At 38.0% G+C, this 21601-nt stretch carries 16 protein-coding genes; 13 read left to right on the top strand and 3 right to left on the bottom strand.

Annotated features, from left to right (window positions below; translation table 11 throughout):
- Positions 1-3: 3 nt before the first annotated feature.
- Positions 4-1068: a histidinol-phosphate transaminase gene (gene hisC / locus JCM14932_RS00765; protein WP_025023167.1), complete on the top strand. Its 1065-nt coding sequence runs from the start codon at positions 4-6 to the stop codon at positions 1066-1068.
- Between the two features lie 44 nt (positions 1069-1112).
- A complete protein-coding gene (locus tag JCM14932_RS00770) occupies positions 1113-2036 on the top strand; it encodes an AEC family transporter (protein ID WP_025023168.1) in 924 nt (307 codons plus the stop codon).
- Between the two features lie 292 nt (positions 2037-2328).
- Here the strand turns inward: JCM14932_RS00770 and JCM14932_RS00775 are convergent, their stop codons facing one another.
- Both JCM14932_RS00775 and JCM14932_RS00780 read right to left on the bottom strand, forming a co-directional pair.
- Positions 2329-3366 carry a MucBP domain-containing protein gene (locus tag JCM14932_RS00775; RefSeq protein ID WP_051528043.1) on the bottom strand — a complete coding sequence of 346 codons (1038 nt, stop codon included), beginning with the start codon at positions 3364-3366 and terminating at the stop codon, positions 2329-2331.
- A gap of 462 nt (positions 3367-3828) precedes the next feature.
- Entirely contained in the window at positions 3829-6063 is a 2235-nt protein-coding gene (locus tag JCM14932_RS00780; protein WP_025023170.1) for an ATP-dependent Clp protease ATP-binding subunit, read from the bottom strand.
- A 299-nt stretch (positions 6064-6362) separates the two neighbouring features.
- On the opposite strand from JCM14932_RS00780, the gene JCM14932_RS00785 reads away from it, so the two are divergent.
- The 3 genes from JCM14932_RS00785 (at position 6363) to JCM14932_RS00795 (ending at position 9426) form a co-directional block, all read left to right on the top strand.
- A complete protein-coding gene (locus JCM14932_RS00785) occupies positions 6363-6629 on the top strand; it encodes a phosphocarrier protein HPr (RefSeq protein ID WP_025023171.1) in 267 nt (88 codons plus the stop codon).
- Positions 6629-8353: a phosphoenolpyruvate--protein phosphotransferase gene (ptsP, locus tag JCM14932_RS00790; RefSeq protein WP_025023172.1), complete on the top strand. Its 1725-nt coding sequence runs from the start codon at positions 6629-6631 to the stop codon at positions 8351-8353. The genes JCM14932_RS00785 and ptsP overlap by 1 nt, the downstream gene beginning before the upstream one ends.
- 140 nt (positions 8354-8493) lie before the next feature.
- Entirely contained in the window at positions 8494-9426 is a 933-nt protein-coding gene (locus JCM14932_RS00795; protein ID WP_025023173.1) for a peptidoglycan recognition protein family protein, read from the top strand.
- 57 nt (positions 9427-9483) lie between these two features.
- Here JCM14932_RS00795 and JCM14932_RS00800 read toward each other — a convergent pair whose 3' ends face one another.
- Positions 9484-10782, bottom strand: a complete 1299-nt coding sequence (locus JCM14932_RS00800) for an ArnT family glycosyltransferase (RefSeq protein ID WP_235700485.1) — start codon at positions 10780-10782, stop codon at positions 9484-9486.
- A gap of 451 nt (positions 10783-11233) precedes the next feature.
- On the opposite strand from JCM14932_RS00800, the gene JCM14932_RS00805 reads away from it, so the two are divergent.
- From JCM14932_RS00805 to JCM14932_RS00840, 8 genes are all read left to right on the top strand, one after another.
- Complete coding sequence (locus tag JCM14932_RS00805) at positions 11234-11758, top strand: SLAP domain-containing protein (RefSeq protein ID WP_025023175.1); 525 nt, start codon at positions 11234-11236, stop codon at positions 11756-11758.
- Positions 11759-12139: 381 nt separating this feature from the next.
- Positions 12140-14380, top strand: a complete 2241-nt coding sequence (nrdJ, locus tag JCM14932_RS00810; protein ID WP_025023176.1) for a ribonucleoside-triphosphate reductase, adenosylcobalamin-dependent — start codon at positions 12140-12142, stop codon at positions 14378-14380.
- A 239-nt stretch (positions 14381-14619) separates the two neighbouring features.
- Complete coding sequence (locus tag JCM14932_RS00815; protein WP_025023177.1) at positions 14620-15702, top strand: ABC transporter ATP-binding protein; 1083 nt, start codon at positions 14620-14622, stop codon at positions 15700-15702.
- Positions 15695-16636 carry a carbohydrate ABC transporter permease gene (locus JCM14932_RS00820; protein WP_025023178.1) on the top strand — a complete coding sequence of 314 codons (942 nt, stop codon included), beginning with the start codon at positions 15695-15697 and terminating at the stop codon, positions 16634-16636. The genes JCM14932_RS00815 and JCM14932_RS00820 overlap by 8 nt, the downstream gene beginning before the upstream one ends.
- Entirely contained in the window at positions 16636-17466 is an 831-nt protein-coding gene (locus JCM14932_RS00825; RefSeq protein ID WP_025023179.1) for a carbohydrate ABC transporter permease, read from the top strand. Before JCM14932_RS00820 ends, JCM14932_RS00825 begins: the two co-directional genes overlap by 1 nt.
- A 1-nt stretch (position 17467) precedes the next feature.
- A complete protein-coding gene (locus JCM14932_RS00830) occupies positions 17468-18826 on the top strand; it encodes an ABC transporter substrate-binding protein (RefSeq protein ID WP_025023180.1) in 1359 nt (452 codons plus the stop codon).
- 126 nt (positions 18827-18952) lie between these two features.
- Positions 18953-19372: a CopY/TcrY family copper transport repressor gene (locus JCM14932_RS00835; RefSeq protein WP_025023181.1), complete on the top strand. Its 420-nt coding sequence runs from the start codon at positions 18953-18955 to the stop codon at positions 19370-19372.
- Positions 19369-21435: a heavy metal translocating P-type ATPase gene (locus JCM14932_RS00840; RefSeq protein WP_025023182.1), complete on the top strand. Its 2067-nt coding sequence runs from the start codon at positions 19369-19371 to the stop codon at positions 21433-21435. The genes JCM14932_RS00835 and JCM14932_RS00840 overlap by 4 nt, the downstream gene beginning before the upstream one ends.
- Positions 21436-21601: the final 166 nt, after the last annotated feature.

Raw genomic sequence — 21601 nt, forward strand, 5'->3', positions numbered from 1 at the left:
GGTATGAAAAAAATTATTCAACAATTACAACCCTATATACCTGAAAAACCACTTGAGCAATTAAAACAGGAGTTAGGACTGAAGAAGTTAGTTCGATTATCTGCGAATGAGAATCCTTATGGAACTTCACCAACTGTCAAAGAAGCGGTGCTTAACTGGAATTACGATCAATCTAATCGTTACCCCGATGGTGATGCGACAGAATTGCGTGGCTTGATTTCTAAGAAGTTCGAGCTTGATCCAGAACAAATTGTCTTTGGAGTTGGATTAGACGAAGTTATCGTTATGTTGTCACGAGTCTTTTTATCACCGGGTGATGTTGAGATGGTCTCAACGCCAACATTCTCAGAGTATGCTTTGCATGCTGAGATAGAACAGGCTAATATCACCAAAGTTCCCGTGTTAGCGAGTGGTCAGATAGACTTTGCGGGGATGCTTCAGGCAATTACTGATGCCACCAAGTTGATCTGGATCTGTAATCCAAATAACCCCACGGGAACGATCGAAACAGTTGCTGATATTGAAAAGTTTGTTGCCAAAGTGCCAGATGATGTGATGGTTTTAGTGGACGAAGCGTATATCGACTTTGCCTCTGAACCAAATGCAACGGCGATGTCATTGACTAAGAAGTATCCCAATATTGTTGTCATGCGAACTTTTTCCAAAGCATATGGGCTTGCTAATTTCCGAGTTGGGTATGCTGTTTTTCCTCAAGATGTTGGTGAAAATGTTCAAAAAGTCCGTTTGCCATATAATGTGAATTCAGTTGCTCAAGTTGCGGCTACAGCCGCCTTCAAAGATACTGAATTCGTTGCTGATGTAGTTAAGAAAAATGATTTTGAACGTGAGTTGTGGGAGGAATTCTTCGAAAAAGAAAAAATTAAATATTATCCGAGTCAAGCTAATTTTGTTTTCTTCGAATATCCTGATGCCAACAAGCTAGCGGATTACCTGTTACACAATGGCTACTTATTGAGAACAGGATTGCAAAAAAATTGGTTAAGATTAACCGTTGGAACAAAGACAGATAATGAAGAATTACGTAATTTAATATATAGTTATAAATAAGGGTGAGATTTGTCACTCTTTTTTTATTGAGGAGGAAACTATATATGAATCTAGGACAAATAACTAATCAGATCGTTTTGATGTTTTGTTTGATGCTAGTGGGTGTGATTATTAATAAGTTTAAATTTATGCACGCCCAAACTTCCAACGATTTAACGAATATATTACTTTATGTGGTTTCACCTTGTTTGATCATCAATGCTTTTGAACAAGACTATTCAAATAGTCGAATCAAGCAATTTGTGATGGTTTCCATAGGAATAGTTATTTTTTATATTATTGCGATTATTATTTCAAAATTAGTTTTTGGTCGATTGAAGAATGAGAATCTTCGACGAATAACCCAGTATGGAAGTGTCTATTCGAATGCTGGATTTATGGGAATACCATTGATCAGTGCTTTATTCGGTTCGACCGGGGTATTTTATGCCGTCGTATCACTTGCAGGATTCAATATTTTTAGTTGGACTCATGGAGTTTCATTATTCAGAAACGATGAAGAACAAATCGACTATAAGCAAGTTATGCTTAATCCTAATTTAATAGCCATTGTTATAGGTTTATTAATGTTTTTATTATCGTTACGTTTTCCAAGTATATTGAATCAAGTTGTGAAAAATGTCGGTTCGATCAACACGCCATTGTCGATGATCGTTATTGGAAATAGCCTTGCCAATATTAAGTTGAGTAGGGATATGTTAGATAAGAATATTGGTTTAACCTTGATATTAAGAAACTTGATTTTGCCAGTTATCATGATCTTGATACTCAAGTTATTAGGAGTAACAGGGGTGGCATATTATACGACAATAATCATGGCAGCCTGTCCGGTGGCTGGAATCGTAGTGTTATTCACATTGCAATCTCACGGGGATGCGGGACCAGCAATTTCTCTGATGAGTATTTCAACAATACTGAGTTTGATAACAATTCCATTAATATTTGCGATTGGCGGATTTATATTGTAGAAGAAAAAATTCCATTACTGATTAATTTCAGTAATGAAATTTTTGATTTTATAGATTGTTTTAGCCATGGAATGAATTTATATTAACGTTTTCTATTATATATATGTAAGTGAGTCGGAAGGACCGAGAATCCGACCAGCCGTGAGAGTGGAGTTATGGCTTTAGCCATATACACCACCGGGCGTGTTTGGAGACTTGTGAATTTTACAAGGCTTCAAACCGAAGTTCGAGACCGGGCTTCAGGCTCGAACAGGTCCGCACAGCAGGTAGGTATTCTCGGTCCTGGAGACGACTACAAGTTCAAATACTTACTTTCAATGTAATAACCATCTTTTAACTCTGCCCAGACACTGTAATTATCGAGCTGAATCAAACGAGTGACAAAGACATCTTGACCGCCATAATAGCGTTTGTTGTCCATCGTGCCATACGGAGTTTCCCAGGCGGTCACATTTTGATCTTCATAGTAGAGGATCCTAACTGAACGATTGATACTCATGCTGTCAATGATTTGATAAATATAGCTGATATTATTGGCAGTAGCATTCAATGGATTGTTTAATTGACGCTGTTGTTCAATTTGCTTAGTAGTGTATTCCTTCAATACGACTGGTGTAATGTCCTCAGAACTAGGGATCCAAGTACTGCCGCCCAAGTTATACCAAATAATATTGCTGTAAGTTTCCTTCAAGGCTTTGAAGACACGCCAAGTTGAGTCATGTGGAATAGGCAATTGTAACGGAGTTTTGCTAGCAGGTTCTTCGAAGACATTGACGTTGCTGTTGGTTTTGATGAACAAGTCTTTTTCAATTTTGTAATTAACCAGCGGAATAGTATTGTAGACAAATTCATATTCTTGAACCTGACTAGAAAATTGACCTTTAGATTTTTTAGGATAATTAACTAAGAAACGTTCGGCTTCTGCGAGTGGCTTAGCTTGATAATCCTTGTTCAATTCGCCATAAATATATTGTGGATCAGAAATCAATTCGCCCTTAGTATTACGATGATAGACGACAACTGGGGCAGCTATTTGCTTGAAATAGATTAAATAGATCCCATCAGAGTTAGGTAAGAATGATTGTTGAAAGTTTTGGACGGATGAAAGAACATAGCCAGGAATCGTCTTCCAAGGCATATCAAGAGCATCCATGTAATGACCTTGAAGTGTGACTGGTTCAGCGATTGGATTACCGACAGAATCGATGTAGTTTATAGTGATCTCAACATCATTGCGAGTTATTTTTTTTACTTTTGAAGAAACTAAATTGTTGTTCATATGCATGTCCCCGTGGTTAGGGGAACTATTTCTATTTTGTGTTTTCCCCATAGTTAGACCCCTTCAATGTACTTTTTAATTATTGTAATTCTAACATAGTAAAGTAGTATGAAAGTTGCTCTAAAGCCGTTATGGCGATAATTTAAATTAAATATAAGGAAGACTAAAGGAAATTTTAATATTCAGAGCGTGTCCAAAGATGGGAAGCTCTGAGCATCACCTAGATTAGTGAATTTGCCACGTAGTGGTGAAGTCACTAATCGTAGTGAGCGGAGGAGGTTGTCTTTGGTAAACGCGTTTTGAAGAGAGAGTGGAGGAAGGGCGGTCAGAACTTGAGCATTACTTAGGGTAACGAAGGTGCTGCGAAGCAGTGCATTCGTTACCCGTAGTAAGCGCAGAGTTTTGCCCTTCCGCAACTCGTTTTAAAAGTGCAAATCTTGTTGCAAACCACCCAAAAATAACAAACAAAAAATCCGAGATCATAAGACCTCGGATTTTTATTTACCTATTAAATTAGTTTTTGTCAGTTGACGAATTGTCAGTAGCAGGTGTATTTGCACTATTGTACTTACTAATAGTGATCTTACCATCGACGATCTTAGCTTCCAATTCTTTTTCTCGAGCATTGTCCAAGAAGTAATCAGCAACTTTATCTTCGATCTGTTCCTCAATAACTCTTCTCAATGGACGAGCACCCATCTTAGGATTGAATCCAAGGTCAACAAGTTTCTCCTTGGCATCCCTTGTAACGTGAATACTCAAACCTTGATCAGCAATCATTGAGTTAGTATCGTCAAGCATCAAGTCAACAATCTTCATCAAGTTTGCCTTAGTCAATGAATTGAATTCAACGATACCGTCAAATCTGTTCAAGAACTCTGGTTTGAAGAATTCTGATAGACGACTGATGATTGAGTGAGTATTACCAGTTGCTTCAGCACCGAAACCAACATTTGCTTCTTGCAAACCTTGTCCAGCATTAGAAGTCATGATAATAATCGTATCTTTGAAGCTGACTGTGCGTCCTTGAGAATCTGTCAGACGACCGTCATCAAGAATCTGTAGGAACATGTGCATAACGTCAGGGTGAGCCTTTTCGATTTCATCTAATAGGATCAAACTGTATGGATTACGACGAACTTGTTCAGTCAATTGACCAGCTTCTTCGTAACCAACATACCCTGGAGGTGAACCGATCAACTTAGACACACTGTGTTTCTCCATGTACTCAGACATATCGAAACGAATCATTGAATCTTCAGTACCGAATAGTTCACGTGCTAATTGCTTAGCTAGTTCAGTTTTACCAACACCAGTAGGTCCGACAAATAGGAAACTACCGATTGGACGACCAGACTTGTTGAATCCGACTCTGTTACGACGAATTGCTTTGGCAACTTGTTCAACAGCTTCATCTTGTCCAATCACGTGACTCTTCAAATCAGGACCTAGGTTCTTCAATTGAGTTTGCTCGTTGGATTGGAGCTCACCAACAGGAATATTGGTCTTCTCCTCAACGATTTGTTGGATATTCTTTTCACTGACAATACTCTCGTCAGTTGGTTTATCTTTTTCGTTATCTTTCATATCTTGGAACTTAGTTACTTGATCACGGTAGTAGGCAGCTTTTTCGTAATCTTCATTACGCAATGCAGCTTGCTTTTGAACTTCCGCATCAGAGATCTTATTATCTAGGTCAGCCATATCAACGTGATTGATCTGCAAGTTCTTCTTAGAACCAGCTTCATCGATCAAGTCGATAGCCTTATCAGGCAAGAATCTATCTTGGATGTAACGTGCAGACAATTCTGCAGCAGCCTTGATAGCTTCGTTGGAATATTTAACATGGTGATAGTCTTCATACTTAGGTTGGAGACCTTTTAGAATTTGAACAGTTTCTTCTACTGAAGGTTCGTCAACTTGAACAGGTTGTAGACGACGTTCAAGAGCTGAGTCTTTTTCGATAGTTCTGTATTCATTCAAAGTTGTAGCACCAACTAATTGAAGATCACCACGGGCTAGGGCAGGTTTCAAGACGTTACCAGCGTCCATACCACCTTCGGCGTTACCAGCACCGACGATTTCATGAATTTCATCTATAAATAGGATGATTTCTTTGCTCTTTTGTAATTCTTGGATCAATTGTTGCATACGTTGTTCGAATTGACCACGGACACCAGTTCCCTGAACTAGTGAGACGACGTCTAGACGAACGACACGTTTATTTTGTAATTTTTCTGGGACATCTCCGTCAACGATCTTTTGTGCAAGACCTTCGACAACAGCTGTTTTACCAACACCAGCTTCACCGATTAGGACGGGATTGTTCTTTGTTCTTCTATTTAAAATTTCGATTACACGGTTAATTTCTTTATCACGACCGATAACAGGGTCAATTTGGCCTTTCTTAGCCAATTCTGTTAAATCAACACCATATTGATCTAACACACCATTACCACGACCGCGGCCACGGTTGTTTCCACCGTTGCCACCAGTTTGTGTTTGTGGACCTTGTTGTTGACCAATGCCATTAGCAGCTTGTGCGCCACCATTGTTCAAGGCATTGAACAAGTCTTCAAAACTTGAAAAACCGTATGGATTTTCTGCCATATTATTCATACCTTCGTTAGCTTGATTTCTTAGTTGTTGATAGCAATTCTGACAGAGGTTTATTTCTGTACGTTGACCATTAACACTTGTATACAAATGAATTGTTGCTTCATTTTTGTGACAATTTTGACAAAGCACTGACACCCCACCTTTCTGTCTCATATACAGGATACAACGGTAGTATATAACTTAGCACTCGGGTAATGCAAGTGCTAAGTCTCGAAAAATACAGACATTTTGCAAAGAATTTATTCTCACAAAATTTAACGTTTCCAAAAGGGTTGCATGAAAGCGTTACATGACTTATCATAACAAGGGTTCATAAGAGATATTTCGACAAATCACTTGTGAATAAATCTATATAATGGTAAATTATTTAGTGTATATTTGTAGAGATACTACAGAATTAATTAAAAATATGGTGAGGTATTTATATTATGGAAAAGAAAGAATTTCACATTATTGCAGAAACAGGTATTCACGCACGTCCAGCTACTATGTTAGTACAAGCTGCTAGCAAGTTTGCTTCAGACATCAACATTGAATTCAACGGTAAATCAGTTAACCTTAAGTCAATCATGGGTGTTATGTCACTAGGTGTTGGCCAAGGTGCTGACGTTACAATTACTGCTGACGGTGATGACGCTTCTGAGGCAATTGTTGCTATTTCAGATACAATGACAAAGGAAGGACTTGCTGAATAATGGTGAAAACTATCAAAGGGATTGCAGCTAGTGATGGTATCGCTACTGCTGAAGCATACCTTTTAGTTCAACCAGATTTGTCTTTCGATAAAAAGAGCATTTCTGACGCTGACGCCGAAGTTAGTCGTTTAAAGGATGCAATCGCAACATCAGATGCTGAACTAACAAAAATCAGAGACGTTGCCAAGGAATCACTTGGTGAAGAGGAAGCTCAAGTCTTTGACGCACATAAAATGATCTTGGCTGATCCAGAATTTACTGGTGCAGTTGAACAAGAAATTAAAGACCAATCAGTTAATGCTGAACAAGCACTTGACGATGTGTCAAAGAACTTTATCGCTATTTTTGAAGGAATGACTGACAATCCTTACATGCAAGAACGTGCTGCCGATGTACGCGATGTCACAAAACGTGTTATGGCACATCTTCTTGGTGTAGAATTACCTAATCCTTCATTGATCGATCACGAAGTAATTATTATTGCTCATGATTTGACACCTAGTGATACTGCTCAATTGAATAAGAAATATGTCAAAGGATTCGTTACTGATATCGGTGGACGTACTGCTCACTCAGCTATCATGGCTCGTTCTTTGGAATTACCAGCTGTTGTTGGTACAAACACAATCACTGGAGATGTTAAAGAAGGCCAAACTGTAATCCTTGATGGACTTAACGGTGCAGCTATTATTGACCCTTCAGATGAAGATATCAAGAAATACGATAAGATGGCAAAAGACTTTGCTGCTCAAAAGGCAGAATGGGAAAAATTAAAGAATGAAGCCACAGTTACTGCTGATGGTAAACACTTTGATATTGCCGCTAATATCGGTACACCTGACGACCTTGATGGCGTTATTGCCAATGGTGCCGAAGGTATCGGACTTTACCGTACAGAATTCTTGTACATGCAATCTGAGGAACTTCCTACAGAAGATGACCAATTTGAAGCATACAAGACAGTTCTTGAAGGTATGAAAGGCAAGCCAGTTGTTGTTCGTACAATGGATATTGGTGGTGACAAGCACTTGTCATACCTACCACTTCCAGAAGAAATGAACCCATTCTTGGGTTACCGTGCTATTCGTATCAGTTTGGATAGACAAGAAATCTTCAGAACACAACTTAGAGCCTTATTGCGTGCATCTGCATTCGGTCAATTACGTATCATGTTCCCTATGATCGGTACATTAGCTGAATTTAGAGCTGCTAAGAAGATTTTTGAAGAAGAAAAAGCTAAGTTAGTTGAAAAGGGCGTAGAAGTTTCTGATCATATCCAATTAGGTATGATGATGGAAGTTCCTGCTGCTGCTGTTCTAGCAGACCAATTTGCTAAAGAAGTTGACTTCTTCAGTATAGGTACAAACGACTTGATCCAATACACAATGGCTGCTGATCGTGGTAACGAACACGTTTCATACCTATATCAACCATACAATCCTTCAATCTTGAGACTAGTTAAACACGTTATTGACTCAGCTCATGCAGAAGGCAAGTGGGCTGGTATGTGTGGTGAAGCTGCTGGTGACAACATCATGGTTCCATTGTTACTTGGAATGGGTCTAGATGAATACTCAATGAGTGCTACATCTGTCCTTCGTGTAAGAAGTTTGATGAAGAAGATGAGCACAGCTGATCTTAAAGAATTAGCTGATCGCGCAGTTAATGAATCAATCACTAACGAAGATAACAAGAAGCTTGTTGAATCATATATCAACAAATAATATTTTTAGACGTAAATTTCTTTAATTAGAAATTTGCGTCTTTTTTTGTGTTATGTAATAAATTTGTAATCAAATCTTTATATCATGTAATATTCAGCGCGGTATAGTTAATGTTGGATGAACTAGGGGGAATGAGATACATGAGTAAAAAAGTAAATAGGAGTGTAGCTTGGCTATTCGGTTTAATAGCTGTCTTTTTTGGTGTATTGCTAATAACAAGTAATACAACTAATGCACAAGCTGCTACGACTAATGAATACATTATCGATAATCGGATTCAACCGGTCGCAATTCAATATCGTGAAGGTACATTTAGCGATTGGTTTGGTTATGAAAATGGTGTCGGCAAGCCAGAAGGTGTCGTTGTTCATGAAACAGCGGACTATGGTGCTACTGCTGAGAATGAAGTATCTTACTTCAACCGCGAATGGCCTAACATGCAGTCATATGTGCACGCCTTTGTGGATAACAATGCAATAATCAATATTCACAGTACTGACTATGGTGTTTGGGGTGCTGGTCCAACGGCTAATGCTAAGTATGTTCAAGTTGAGTTGTGCGAAACACATTCACAAGATGCATTTGCTAGATCAATTGCTAATGATGCATATTATGTTGCCGCTAAGTTGATACAATATGGATTACCAGCTGTTCCTGGTCAAACAATTCTTTCACATAATCAAGTAAGTAAGATGTATGGTGAAATAACACATACTGATCCGACTGGTTTCTTTGCCTCAATGGGTTATAGCATGGATCAATTTAATGACTTAGTTGTTACATATTACAACAACTTGAAGAACTTTGGTGGTGTTTACCGTGATGGTGGAAGCAACACTAATGCTGGTTCTAACAACAATACACCAGCTGCCAATGTTCTACGTGTAAACAATCCAAACGGTGCTTACGTTCCAATTATGGCTCTTAGAAGCGATGGAACATTTGCCAGAGTAACAAACCGTGCTTTGATGAATAATACTGATTGGCAAACTGATAAGACCACAGAAGTAAGTGGTGTCACATATCGTCGTGTTGCCACAAATGAATGGGTCGCTACTACATATGTAGTTTAAAAGCAAAATAGCCTCAATAATCATATTGGATGATTATTGAGGCTATTTTTTATCGAACTAATCAGTAGTATCTATTTCTTCCTCCATGGTTCCAGGAAATTTACTTTTTGTACGAACACTATTTATTGCCAAGACTACTTTGTAGATACCTAAGCCAGCCATGACTGAAATTATTGGCAAGAATTCGATTCGATATCGGCCTTGAACCTCAATGATGAGGTTGGCGACTGCGAATGCCATTAGTGGTAGTAATAGCAAGTAGAACTTATCATCAAACTTGGTTCTGAACAGCTCAAGTGAACCGATCCACGAGAAGACTATCAATATTACTGAACCAATGTAAGCCAGGTAATTAATTATTGTGACAGCCTTTGTAGAATGGATTTGTGAGTAATTTGTGAAGTCGGTTGCCATGGTTCTGCCAGACCAAAGTATTTGTGTCTTTCTAATGAATAATGTCAACCAGGCGTTGTTTTGATTCAAATATTTTAATTCAGATTGGACTTTTAATTTTTCAGACTTTCTGTTTTGTGCACGGTTCTTATGTGGATCAATGACACTGTTGAGGTCATTTGAATAGGTTCCACTAGATTCGTAATTCAATCCAGTTAAGAACTTCCACTGTGGATCGTTGTTACTTAGACCATATTCATTGATTCCGGATGCCTTGATACCTACACCAGCTAGACTGAAAAGAACAAAATAGATCGCCAAAGTCAGCAAGAATTTTAAACTGGTTTTGTAATCCTTATGTTTCATCAAAACATAGATCAGTGTGAATACGATTATACCGGCAATCATGACCGGACCAATAGGCCTGATCAGACAACCAGCAGTCAATGTTACACCGGCCAAGATATAGCTCCAAAGTTTATCTTGGAATAATAGATAGAAGGTTACCAAGTATAGTAATGAACCTAAGTATTGGTTACTTGCTTGACTGTTCAAGGCAAACCAATCTAGATCAACCATTAATAACAGAACCGCAAGACGAGCAATCTTGATATTATTAAAAATCTTATTTGCTAAAAGATAAGTTATCAATAAAGTTAGAACTTGATAGACTACATTCAAAAATTGAACTACAAAGATCTTATATCCAAAAAATTTAACTAGTCCAAGAATATAGACCATGAATCCTGTTTGATAAGCATAATTGACAAAGTAATCTTGGTCAGAATAATACAACTTGTCACCCTTGAAGTATCCGGGTGCGCGACTCCAGAAGTTACCGAAGTCACTCCATTGAGTATTAGGTACGTTGAGTACCCAGGTCAATGCGACGATTCCAAAAACTAATAACATTGAAATTAGAACGATGTTATTAGTCTTTTTACTATCAGTTCGGATTTTCATTAATATATATCCGGCCAATAATATGATCAAAACAAATAGAATGATGATTGAAATACTTCCAACCGTATTCTGGAATAAAAAGTTGTGATAATAAAATGACAGCATTAACAAGAAGACAACACTTGTAAAAATTGCAATACAAACTAAAATGATTTTATTTATAATACTTTGAATTTTAGTAATGATTTTCCCCCTCGAACGAATAAAAGCAGCCTAGGGTTTTAGACTGCTCTTGTGTTTCCTTAGTTATTTATAAATTCTCTAATAAACCACCATAGTAATATTAGCATAATATACCTGATATTTGATATACGTTTCATAACTGTCAGGTAATTTGGTATTTACGTTTTGTACTTTTCGTCTATTTAATTCGTTTCTATTTATTTGTATCCCGATTTTTATGGTGCTATCTTAGCGTCGAGTCAAATAATAATCTCGAGGCAATAATAATATGAAAAAAAATCTTCTTAAAAATTTAACAATGGGATTAATTGCAATTTCACCAGCACTATTAATGGGTGTCAGTTCGTTGGGTACAGTCACGGCAAACGCCGATACTTGGGAGAGTTCTAACCCTGAATCGGGCGTCAAATGTATGACGATATATGGATCGTCGGAACGAATCTATGATAGTCGAGGCGTGTTTACGGGTAGATACTTAGCAGTGGGTACCTCATGGCGTCTAGGAAAGACTATTTCCATCAGCGGTAAATATTACTTTGAAGTAGCCACTAATGAATATATCACTGGACAACCCGCTGATTATCCATATACACCTTTTGACGGCACTGTCCGAGTTACTAGCTCCACAACTCCGGCACCAATCTACACTAGAGATGGAGCCAGAATTACTGGACGTGCTTTGGCACCCGGATCATATTGGCATACTGACAGAGAGGTAAATCTCGCTGGAGTTAGTTACTTCAGAGTAGCAACTGATGAATATGTTTGTGTAAGCGATGCAGCACCAGTTTAGGTCAATATAGTTGAATATTATGAGCCACAAATGCAAAAGTTTGTGGCTTTTTTGGTCCTATAACAGAAAAGAAAATAATTAAAAATACTTGAAATTTACCAAAAAGGTCTAATTAAATTTATCATTGCTTATCATGCGATAAGCATATTAGAATGGAAGTTGCGGATTTCAAAATGACACTTGAATTAAGTTGAATCAAAATTTAATTCCTAAAAAAAATTTTATACAAAAACCAACTCATGGATGCCGAGAATAGCGGCGATTATGACGATGAAAATCAGGTTCATCAATTTGATTAACAAACACCACATCTTGTTATATAATCACCAATGAGATACCATATATAGTGTTGTAACGAATTAATTGGAGTGATACATAATGATGAACTTATTAAGAAAAATCAAATTAGACGATGAATTTATTGATGAAGTAAAAGCAACAGTTAAACCACATTGGGGAGAATTAGGCTGGGTTACTTACAAGCGTACTTATGCACGTTGGATCCCAGAATTAGGACGTACTGAGAACTGGTCAGAAACTGTTAAACGTGTAATCGAAGGTAACATTAATCTTGATCCTCGTTTGAAAGATGAATCATTGACTGAAGAACAATATCAAAGCTTGGTTAGTGAGGCTAAAGAATTATATAAATTGGTCTACGGATTAGCAGCAACTCCATCAGGTAGAAACCTCTGGATCTCTGGTACTGAATATCAAGACCGTAACGGGGATGCTTTGAACAACTGTTGGTTTATTGCTATCAGACCACAAAAGTACGGTGATAGTCATATTCTTCCTAGTTATCTTAATGAAGACCAAGTCGCTGTATCAATGCCATTTTCATTCATGTTTGATCAATTGATGAAGGGTGGCGGCGTTGGTTTCTCCGTTGTTCCTGACAATATGAAGCAAATGCCTGTTGTTGATAAGAAGGTTAATCTAACTGTACTTATCAGCAAATCTAGCGCTTCTTACAAGGATTCGATCGAAGCAGGTGCAATTGATCGTGAAGACTACTTAAAGGATCACGACATCGCTGACGTTCGTTTCTACAAGCTTCCAGATACTCGTGAAGGCTGGGTGGTTGCCAATGCTAATATGATCGATGCTCACTTCTCTGCTACTAATGCGGAAGATGTTAATGATGTTGTTTTGGATATCACAGATATTCGTCCTAAGGGTGCCAAGATCAAGGGCTTCGGCGGTACCGCTTCAGGTCCTGTACCATTGATCGAAATGTTCTTCGACATCAATGAAGTTTTGGATAATGCCGTTGGCAAGCAATTGACCTCAGTTGACTGTACCGATATGGGTAACTTGATCGGTAAGACTGTTGTTGCTGGTAATGTTCGTCGTTCAGCTGAATTGGCACTTGGTGGTGCCACTGATAATGACTTCATTACTATGAAACAAGATCAAGAGAAGCTATACCATCACCGTTGGGCATCAAATAACAGTGTTGCTGTTGATTCTAAGTTTAATAAGTATCAACCGATTGCTGATTCTATCGTTCATAACGGTGAACCCGGCATTGTTAATCTCGAGTTATCACGTAATTATGGCCGTATCGCTGATGGTTACCAACCAGGAATTGATGACGCTGTTGAGGGAACTAATCCTTGTGGTGAAATTTCATTAAGCAATGGTGAACCATGTAACTTGTTCGAAGTCTTCCCAGTTATTGCCGAAAAGCAAGGCTGGGAACTTGAAGAAGCTTTTGATTTAGCTGCTAGATATACAAAGCGTGTTACATTCAGCAGTTATGATTGGGAAGTTTCTCGTAAAGCTATCCAAAAGAATCGTCGTATCGGTGTCTCAATGTCAGGTATTCAAGATTGGATCTTAAATACGTTCGGTAATCGTGTTGTTACGGGATTTGAAGATACTAAGGATCAAGATGGTGTTGCCATCAAGAAGCCTATTTATGATAAGAGAATCGTTAAGAGATTTGATGACTTGTACCACTCAGTTGTCAAAGCTGATGAAGATTATTCAAATGAATTGAATTGTAATACTTCAATCAAACACACAACTGTTAAGCCATCAGGTACAGTTGCCAAACTTGCCGGTGTATCAGAAGGAATGCACTTCCACTATGCCGGTTACTTGATTCAAAGAATCAGATTCCAAGACAGTGATCCATTGCTTCCAGCATTGAAGGCATGTGGTTACAAGATCGAGCCTGATGTTTATACTAAACATACAATGTGTGTCGAATTCCCAGTTAAGGCTGTCAATGCCGACAATCCTAACTTCGCATCTGCTGGTAATGTTTCAATTGCTGAGCAGTTTGCTACACAAGCATTCCTACAAACTTACTGGTCAGACAATGCTGTAAGTTGTACTGTTACATTCCAACCAGAGGAATCCGATGAAATTGCCCCATTGATGTATCAATACAGAAACATCACTAAGTCAACTTCATTGCTACCATATAGTGGTGGTGAATTCAAACAGGCTCCTAAAGAACCAATCAATAAAAAAGTCTACAAGGAACGTGAATCCATGATCAGCGGTAATGTTGCTAAGAAATTTGCTGAGATGAACGATAATCATGATAAGAAAGATATTGAACTTGTTGATCAATCTGATTGTGAAAGTGGAGCATGTCCTATTAGATAGAGCGCGTTTAGAGCGTGTTAAAAGTCGGTAACGTTCGAGCATTTTAATATATAAAAATAAATGTCCTCAACCAATAGAAATATTTATTGGTTGAGGATTTTTTTATACTATTTATTTATCAAAATCAATTTTCTTATAAATAATCTCTGAAAATTTACACAAACTTTACAATAAATAAGAAAGAAATATACATCCTTACCACATACTAAATGTACCGAAATTTATATGGGGTGAATAAGATGTCTACAATTTTGAATCAAGTATCAAAAAATTACGGCGCAAACAACGTTATTTTGAATAACGTATCTGCTGAAATCGAAACAGGGGAGTTCTTTGTTATCGTTGGACCTTCTGGATGCGGTAAGAGTACGTTGTTGCGCATGATTGCGGGATTAACAGAAATTTCTGACGGTGAGATCAGTATTGATGGTCAAGTTGTGAATGACTTACAACCTAAGGATCGTAAGTTAACAATGGTTTTCCAAAGTTACGCACTGTTCCCATTCTTGAACGTTTGGGACAACGTTGCCTTTGGTTTGAAGGCTAGAAAGCTCGATCAAGCCGAGGTGCATCAACGTGTTAATGATGCCTTGGATATGGTTAGTTTGAGTGAGTTCAAGGATCGCAAACCACGTGAATTGTCTGGTGGTCAACGCCAACGTGTGGCTCTTGCTCGTGCAGTTGCTAGTGACGCTAAGATTTGTTTGATGGATGAACCTTTATCAAACTTGGACGCACAATTGCGTGTTAAGATGCGCCAAGAAATTTACCAACTACAAAGAAAGCTTGGTATTACTTTGATCTATGTTACTCATGATCAAGTTGAAGCAATGACAATGGCTGATCATATCATGGTATTAAACGATCATGAGGTTCAACAAATTGGTACGCCAACAGAAATTTATCAACAACCAGCTAATGCGTTTGTGGCTAATTTCTTTGGTACACCGCTTATTAATGTTATGCCCGCCCAAAAGATTGATGATTATACATTGAATGTTGATGGTGATTTTGAAATCCGTATGGAACAAAAAATCACTGACAAGGCTACTAAGATCGGTATTCGCCCTGGTGAATTATCAATTGAACATGCAGATGAATTATTTGCTAATGCAACTGTTAAGAGTACAGAGTTCCTAGGAGACGAAACTATTGTTTATGCAACAACAAACAGTGGTCATGATATCAGAGTTCTCTTACCGGGTAAGGCAGTATATGCAGCCTTTGAAAAAATTAAAATCAGTTCAAGTAACAACATCTTCTTGTTCGATTCATTGAACAAACGTATCCCGATGGAAATGGGGGATTTGGTCAATGCTTAAATCAACAACTCCTACGGTGGTTGGATCTAAGACAGAGGCAAAGACTAAACATCGTACTTTCTCATTAAATGCAAAAGACAAATACTACGCAGCACTATTTTTAGGCCCGTCACTTTTAATCTTGAGTGTTTTTGTATTTTACCCAATGCTCAGAACACTTTATATCAGTATGTTTTTAACAAATACTTTAGGTAAAACAACTGTCTTCAACGGACTGGGTAACTATACCGATTTATTAGGTTCGCCAGAATACATTGCTAGTTTAGGTTCAACGTTAGTCTATGTGTTCGCAGTAACAGTTTTAACCGTTGGAATTGGGTTATTATTAGCTAATTTGGCAAGTAAGCGACTACCAGGTATTGGTATTTTCAGAACCCTTTACTCAGTAACGATGGGTGTTTCAGTTTCTGTTGCCGCAATTTTCTGGCTATTCATTTTCAATCCATCAACTGGATTCTTTGCATTGCTAAGTAACCTGTTAGGTCTACCAGTTATCAATTGGTTAACAGATCCAACGATGGCAATGTGGGCCGTTATTATCACAACTGTTTGGATGAACTTAGGATTCACTTTCTTGATCTTATTAGGTGCTATCTCAGCAGTACCAACTACTTTGTACGAAGCAGCAAGTATTGAGGGTGCATCAGAACGTCGTCAATTCTTCAAGATCACTGTACCAATGATCTCACCAACACTTTTCTTCGTTTCAACAATTACTTTGATCGAAGGATTCAAGAGTTTTGGTTTGATCGATTTGATTACTAAGGGTGGTCCTACAAACTCAACTAACATGTTAGTTTATAGAATCTACAAGGATGCCTTTTACAGTGGTAATTATGCACAAGCCAGTTCAGAAGCAATTATCTTAACAGTTATTATTGCCTTCTTCACATTCTTACAATTCAAATTCTTAGAAAAACGGGTGAACTATTAATGATTAGTACAAACAAACCAAGCCGTTTGAATAAGATTGTTAGCTATACATTACTTTTGCTACTGGCATTTGTAATCTTGGCTCCATTCTTTATTGGTATTTGGACAAGTTTTCTACCAACTATGGAAATTGCTAAGGGCAATTTCTTAAGCACTGACTTATCTCTTAACAACTACGTATCAGCTTTTACAAAGACACCGATTTTGCGTTACTTAGGAAACAGTTTAGTAGTTTCTGTTCTAACAATGGCAGCACAATTAGTATTCTGTTCAATGAGTGCTTATGCCTTTGTATTCTTAAAGTTCAAGTATCGTAATGCTATCTTCGTTTTATTCTTGATCACAATGATGCTTCCGTTTGAAGCAGAGATTATTCCTAACTTCACAACGGTGAAGAACTTAGGTATGTTAGATCATTATTCAGTATTATTGATTCCATTTTTAACTTCAGCCTTTGGTACATTTATGTTGCGTCAAGCATTCATGCAAACACCAAGTGAGCTTAAGGAAGCGGCCGATATTGAGGGATTGAATCATTTCCAATTCTACTGGAACATTGTTTTGCCATATAACAAAGTAAGTTTGATCACTTTGGGAGCATATAGTTTCTTAGGTGCTTGGAATCAATATTTATGGCCAATGCTTACTACTTTTAGTAATAATTCACGACTGATTCAAAATGGTTTGCGTCAATTGCAATCTGAAGAAACATTTAATGACTGGGGTATGATCCAAGCCAGTGCAGCAATTATTGTTATTCCAACAATCCTTGTATTGTTCATTGGCCAACATTACTTCAAATCTGGTATGAATGAAGGAGCCGTTAAGTAAAATGAATAAACGACTAAAGAACTCACTGATTTCATTAACCTTAATTATTGCTGCAGTGTTTGTTGGTATTTTTACAACTAACAAACCTGTTAAATCATCTAGCTCATCAGATAGAACACAAGTTGTTTTCTGGCATGAATTAGGTGGAGCATCTGAAGATGCGCTTGAAGAAGTAGTTAATGGCTTCAATAAGTCACAATCAAAATATGAAGTTGTACCAAAGTATCAAGGTTCATACGATGAAGCCATCCAAAAGATCCTTCAAACACATGGTACAAGTACATCACCAGCTGTTTTCCAAGCTTTTGATATTGCGACAGCTCAAATGATCCACAGTAAGTACACAACACCAGTTCAAAATTTTATTGACAAAGATCCAAGTTTTGATATTGAAAAAATTGCTCCAGCCGCTAGATCATTCTATTCAAATGGTGGTAAGCAACAAGCAATGCCATTCAATACATCACAACCAGTTCTATACTACAATGCTTCATTATTGAAGAAGTATAAGATTACACCACCACCTGTTTCGCCAACGTACTCAGATATTACTCGTGTAGCTCAACAATTATATGAACGTTCAGGTCACAAGACTAAGGGTATGACGGTTCAAATTTATGGTTGGTTACTGGAACAAGCTACAACTAATGCTGGTACAGCTTTAGCAAACAACAACAATGGTCACACCGGTATTCCAACTGGTATTGATATGGACAATCCTTCAACTGTTAAGTTCCTTGAATGGATCCACAAAAATATCAAGTCAGGCGACTTCATCAATTACGGTTCTGGTGCCAGTGCTGGTGCTAACCAAACTGCCGGATTCTTAGCTGGTAAGGTTGGTATCTTTATCCAATCTTCAGCAAGTATCGGTGAACTAACAGCCAACAACAAAGATCAACTTGGAATTACATACTTCCCACATCCAGACGGCCAAAAAGCCAACGGTGTATCAATTGGTGGGGCAGCATTATGGATCTCAAACGACAAACCAAAAGCAGTTCAACAAGGTGCCTATGAATTTGCTAAGTATGCTTTGAGTCCAGCAGTTCAAGCTCAATGGCAAAAATCAACAGGTTATCTAGCACTCAACAAGGATTCACAAAAAGAAAAGATTTTAAAAGATCTTTACGCTAAGAATCCAGAAGCTAAGGTTCCTGGTCAACAACTAGCAGATGCAAAACCTAATTACGTAAACTCAGGTATCCTGCTTGAAGGGATGCAAGTTACTCGTCAATTAGAAGAAGTAGCGATGGAAGAATCATATAACGGTGGAGATATTCATAAGGCTTTGAAGAAAGCTACAAAGAATGTGAATCAGAATATCACAACTTCAAATCGTGCAAATGGCTATAAATAGGCTTTAGTAAAGACATATTCAAAAATAAATTTGATTATGTCTTTTTTCTTTACAATTTTCGATTACAGTTGTAAACTATGTTTTGTAATAAAGATTACAAATGTAAACGAGAAGGAAATAACTATTATGAAAGAAATCGAGAATATGACAAAAGCCGAATGGCAAGTGATGAGAATTATTTGGACACTCGGAGAAGCAACTAGTAAACAAGTCATTGAAGTTCTGGAACGGAAGACTGAGTGGAAACAAGCTACCATCAAAACACTGATTATCCGGCTTCAGAAAAAGAATTTCTTAAAGGCTGATGAATCTAAGAGACCATATGTCTATCATCCCCAAGTCACAGAAAGTGACGCAATTCATCAAAGTGTTAATAATATGTTTGATAACCTTTGTTGTATGAAAAAGGGGAAGGCTATCGGAGATTTGATTCAAAATTCGGATATATCAAAGGGCGATATTAGAGATTTAATTAGTTTGTTACAAGAAAAAGAGAAAACCGCACCTGAAACCGTTAAGTGTGATTGTTTGGAGGCAACGGCATGATGAAAGATATGAAGAGTGAAAAGATGGATATGCACGATATGAAAGGAATGGATCATGGCAACATGGATGATATGGGCATGAGCAGTGGCCATATGATGATGAATCACGGTGGCATGATGATGGATATGGGCGATCTTCGTCAGAAATTCTGGGTTTCGTTGATACTTTCTATTCCAGTATTTATTTTATCGCCATTCATGGGATTGAACCTGCCATTCCAAGTTACCTTCCCTGGTTCAAGTTGGATTATTATGATTCTTAGTTCAATCTTGTATTTCTATGGTGGTAAGCCATTTCTGACTGGTGCCAGAGGTGAACTTAAGGCAAAGAAGCCAGCCATGATGACCTTGATCACAATGGGTATCAGTGTTGCATATATTTATAGCATGTACTCATTTGTAATGACAAACATACTACATAGTTCTACTAATATTATGGATTTCTTCTGGGAACTAGCATCACTGATCGATATTATGTTGTTAGGTCACTGGATCGAAATGAAGTCGACTATGAGTGCAGGTAATGCTCTACAAAAGATTGCTTCACTAGTACCTAATCAGGTTCATATGGTTCACGGTAGTGAAACAATGGATCACGATATTTCTATGGTAAAAGCCGGAGATGTGGTTGAAGTTCGTGCCGGTGAATCTATTCCGCTTGATGCAGCAATTATCAGCGGAGAAAGTTACGTCAACGAATCATTGATTACTGGTGAATCTAAAGCTGTTAAGAAATCTATTGGTGACAAAGTTGTCGGTGGATCTATCAACGGTGAAGGTACTATCAGAATTCAAGTTACAAAGACTTCAAGTGAAGGTTATTTGTCACAGATCAGTAAGTTAGTCTCAGATGCACAGACTAACAAGTCAAAGACACAAATGTTAGCTGATAGAGTTTCGGGCTGGTTATTCTACGCTGCCGTTACTGTTGGATTAATGGCATTCTTATATTGGTTAGTATTTGGTAATATGAGTCTTGCTTTGATGCGTTTGGTTACTGTTTTGGTAATCGCATGTCCTCACGCTTTAGGTTTGGCAATTCCACTAGTTATGGCACGTAGTACTTCAATCGCCGCAACTAACGGTCTAATTATTCGTGATAATCAAGCAATTGAAAATAGTCGTAAGATCGATTATGTTGCCATGGACAAGACTGGTACTTTGACGGAAGGTAAGTTCACCGTTAATGGTTTGAAAGCATCCGGCGACATGGACGATGACCAACTGCTATCATTAATTGCCGGTATCGAAAGTGGTTCAAGTCACCCAATTGCTAATAGTGTGGTTGAATATGCTAAAGAACAAAAAGTTCAAGCTGCTCAACTCGATAATATCCAAGCTATCAAGGGATATGGTATGAGTGCAACTAAAGATTCACACAAATATTTATTGATCAATATGAAATATTTACAAGCTCATGAAATGGACTTTGACAAGGCCGCGGCTCAACAATATTTGGACAAAGGTAACACAATCAGTTACTTGATTGCTGACGACAAAGTTGTTGGATTCGTAGCTTTAGGTGATAAAGTCAAAGTCAACTCCGTTCAATTTATCAAAGATCTAAAAGCTAAGAACATCACACCTATCATGTTGACAGGTGATAACAAAGAAGCTGCCGCATCATTCGCAAAGCAACTTGGAATTGATGAATTCAAAGCCGAATTACTTCCTGAAGACAAGCACAAAGTTATCAAGAGTCTTGAATTAGAAGGACATCACGTCATGATGGTCGGTGACGGTATCAACGATGCACCAAGTCTGGCCAGTGCAACGATTGGTGTCGCTATTGGTGCTGGTACTGACGTTGCCATCGATTCAGCCGACGTGATTCTCTACAACTCAGATCCAAGTGACATTACTAAGTTCTTGAATCTATCTGCTAAGACATATCGTAAGACAGTTGAAAATCTCTGGTGGGGAGCTGGATACAATATTCTAGCAATTCCTCTAGCAGCCGGAGTTCTAGCCGGAGTAGGATTCGTATTGAGTCCAGCTGTTGGCGCTGTGATCATGTCGTTTTCTACTGTGATTGTGGCCTTGAATGCTATGACTTTGAAGTAGAGAGTGGAGGAAAACGGGAACTTCCGAGCATTACCTAGGATAACGAAGGTGCAAGCGTAGCTGGTGCATTTGTTATTCGTAGTAAGCGGATGAAGTTGTTTTCCGGAACTCGTTTCAGAAACACAAAAAAGAAGCATGACAACCAACTTAATCGTTGATTATCATG

The organism is Companilactobacillus nodensis DSM 19682 = JCM 14932 = NBRC 107160, assembly GCF_000615905.1.
Taxonomy (GTDB): domain Bacteria; phylum Bacillota; class Bacilli; order Lactobacillales; family Lactobacillaceae; genus Companilactobacillus; species Companilactobacillus nodensis.

Coding starts and splice junctions, on each gene's coding strand:
- ptsP (WP_025023172.1), top strand. CDS start 6,629: ATGGTGAAAACTATCAAAGGGATTGCAGCTAGTGATGGTATCGCTACT.
- nrdJ (WP_025023176.1), top strand. CDS start 12,140: ATGAACTTATTAAGAAAAATCAAATTAGACGATGAATTTATTGATGAA.
- JCM14932_RS00800 (WP_235700485.1), bottom strand. CDS start 10,782: ATGAAAATCCGAACTGATAGTAAAAAGACTAATAACATCGTTCTAATT.
- JCM14932_RS00825 (WP_025023179.1), top strand. CDS start 16,636: ATGATTAGTACAAACAAACCAAGCCGTTTGAATAAGATTGTTAGCTAT.
- JCM14932_RS00830 (WP_025023180.1), top strand. CDS start 17,468: ATGAATAAACGACTAAAGAACTCACTGATTTCATTAACCTTAATTATT.
- JCM14932_RS00815 (WP_025023177.1), top strand. CDS start 14,620: ATGTCTACAATTTTGAATCAAGTATCAAAAAATTACGGCGCAAACAAC.
- JCM14932_RS00840 (WP_025023182.1), top strand. CDS start 19,369: ATGATGAAAGATATGAAGAGTGAAAAGATGGATATGCACGATATGAAA.
- JCM14932_RS00820 (WP_025023178.1), top strand. CDS start 15,695: ATGCTTAAATCAACAACTCCTACGGTGGTTGGATCTAAGACAGAGGCA.
- JCM14932_RS00775 (WP_051528043.1), bottom strand. CDS start 3,366: ATGGGGAAAACACAAAATAGAAATAGTTCCCCTAACCACGGGGACATG.
- JCM14932_RS00805 (WP_025023175.1), top strand. CDS start 11,234: ATGAAAAAAAATCTTCTTAAAAATTTAACAATGGGATTAATTGCAATT.
- hisC (WP_025023167.1), top strand. CDS start 4: ATGAAAAAAATTATTCAACAATTACAACCCTATATACCTGAAAAACCA.
- JCM14932_RS00795 (WP_025023173.1), top strand. CDS start 8,494: ATGAGTAAAAAAGTAAATAGGAGTGTAGCTTGGCTATTCGGTTTAATA.
- JCM14932_RS00770 (WP_025023168.1), top strand. CDS start 1,113: ATGAATCTAGGACAAATAACTAATCAGATCGTTTTGATGTTTTGTTTG.
- JCM14932_RS00835 (WP_025023181.1), top strand. CDS start 18,953: ATGAAAGAAATCGAGAATATGACAAAAGCCGAATGGCAAGTGATGAGA.
- JCM14932_RS00785 (WP_025023171.1), top strand. CDS start 6,363: ATGGAAAAGAAAGAATTTCACATTATTGCAGAAACAGGTATTCACGCA.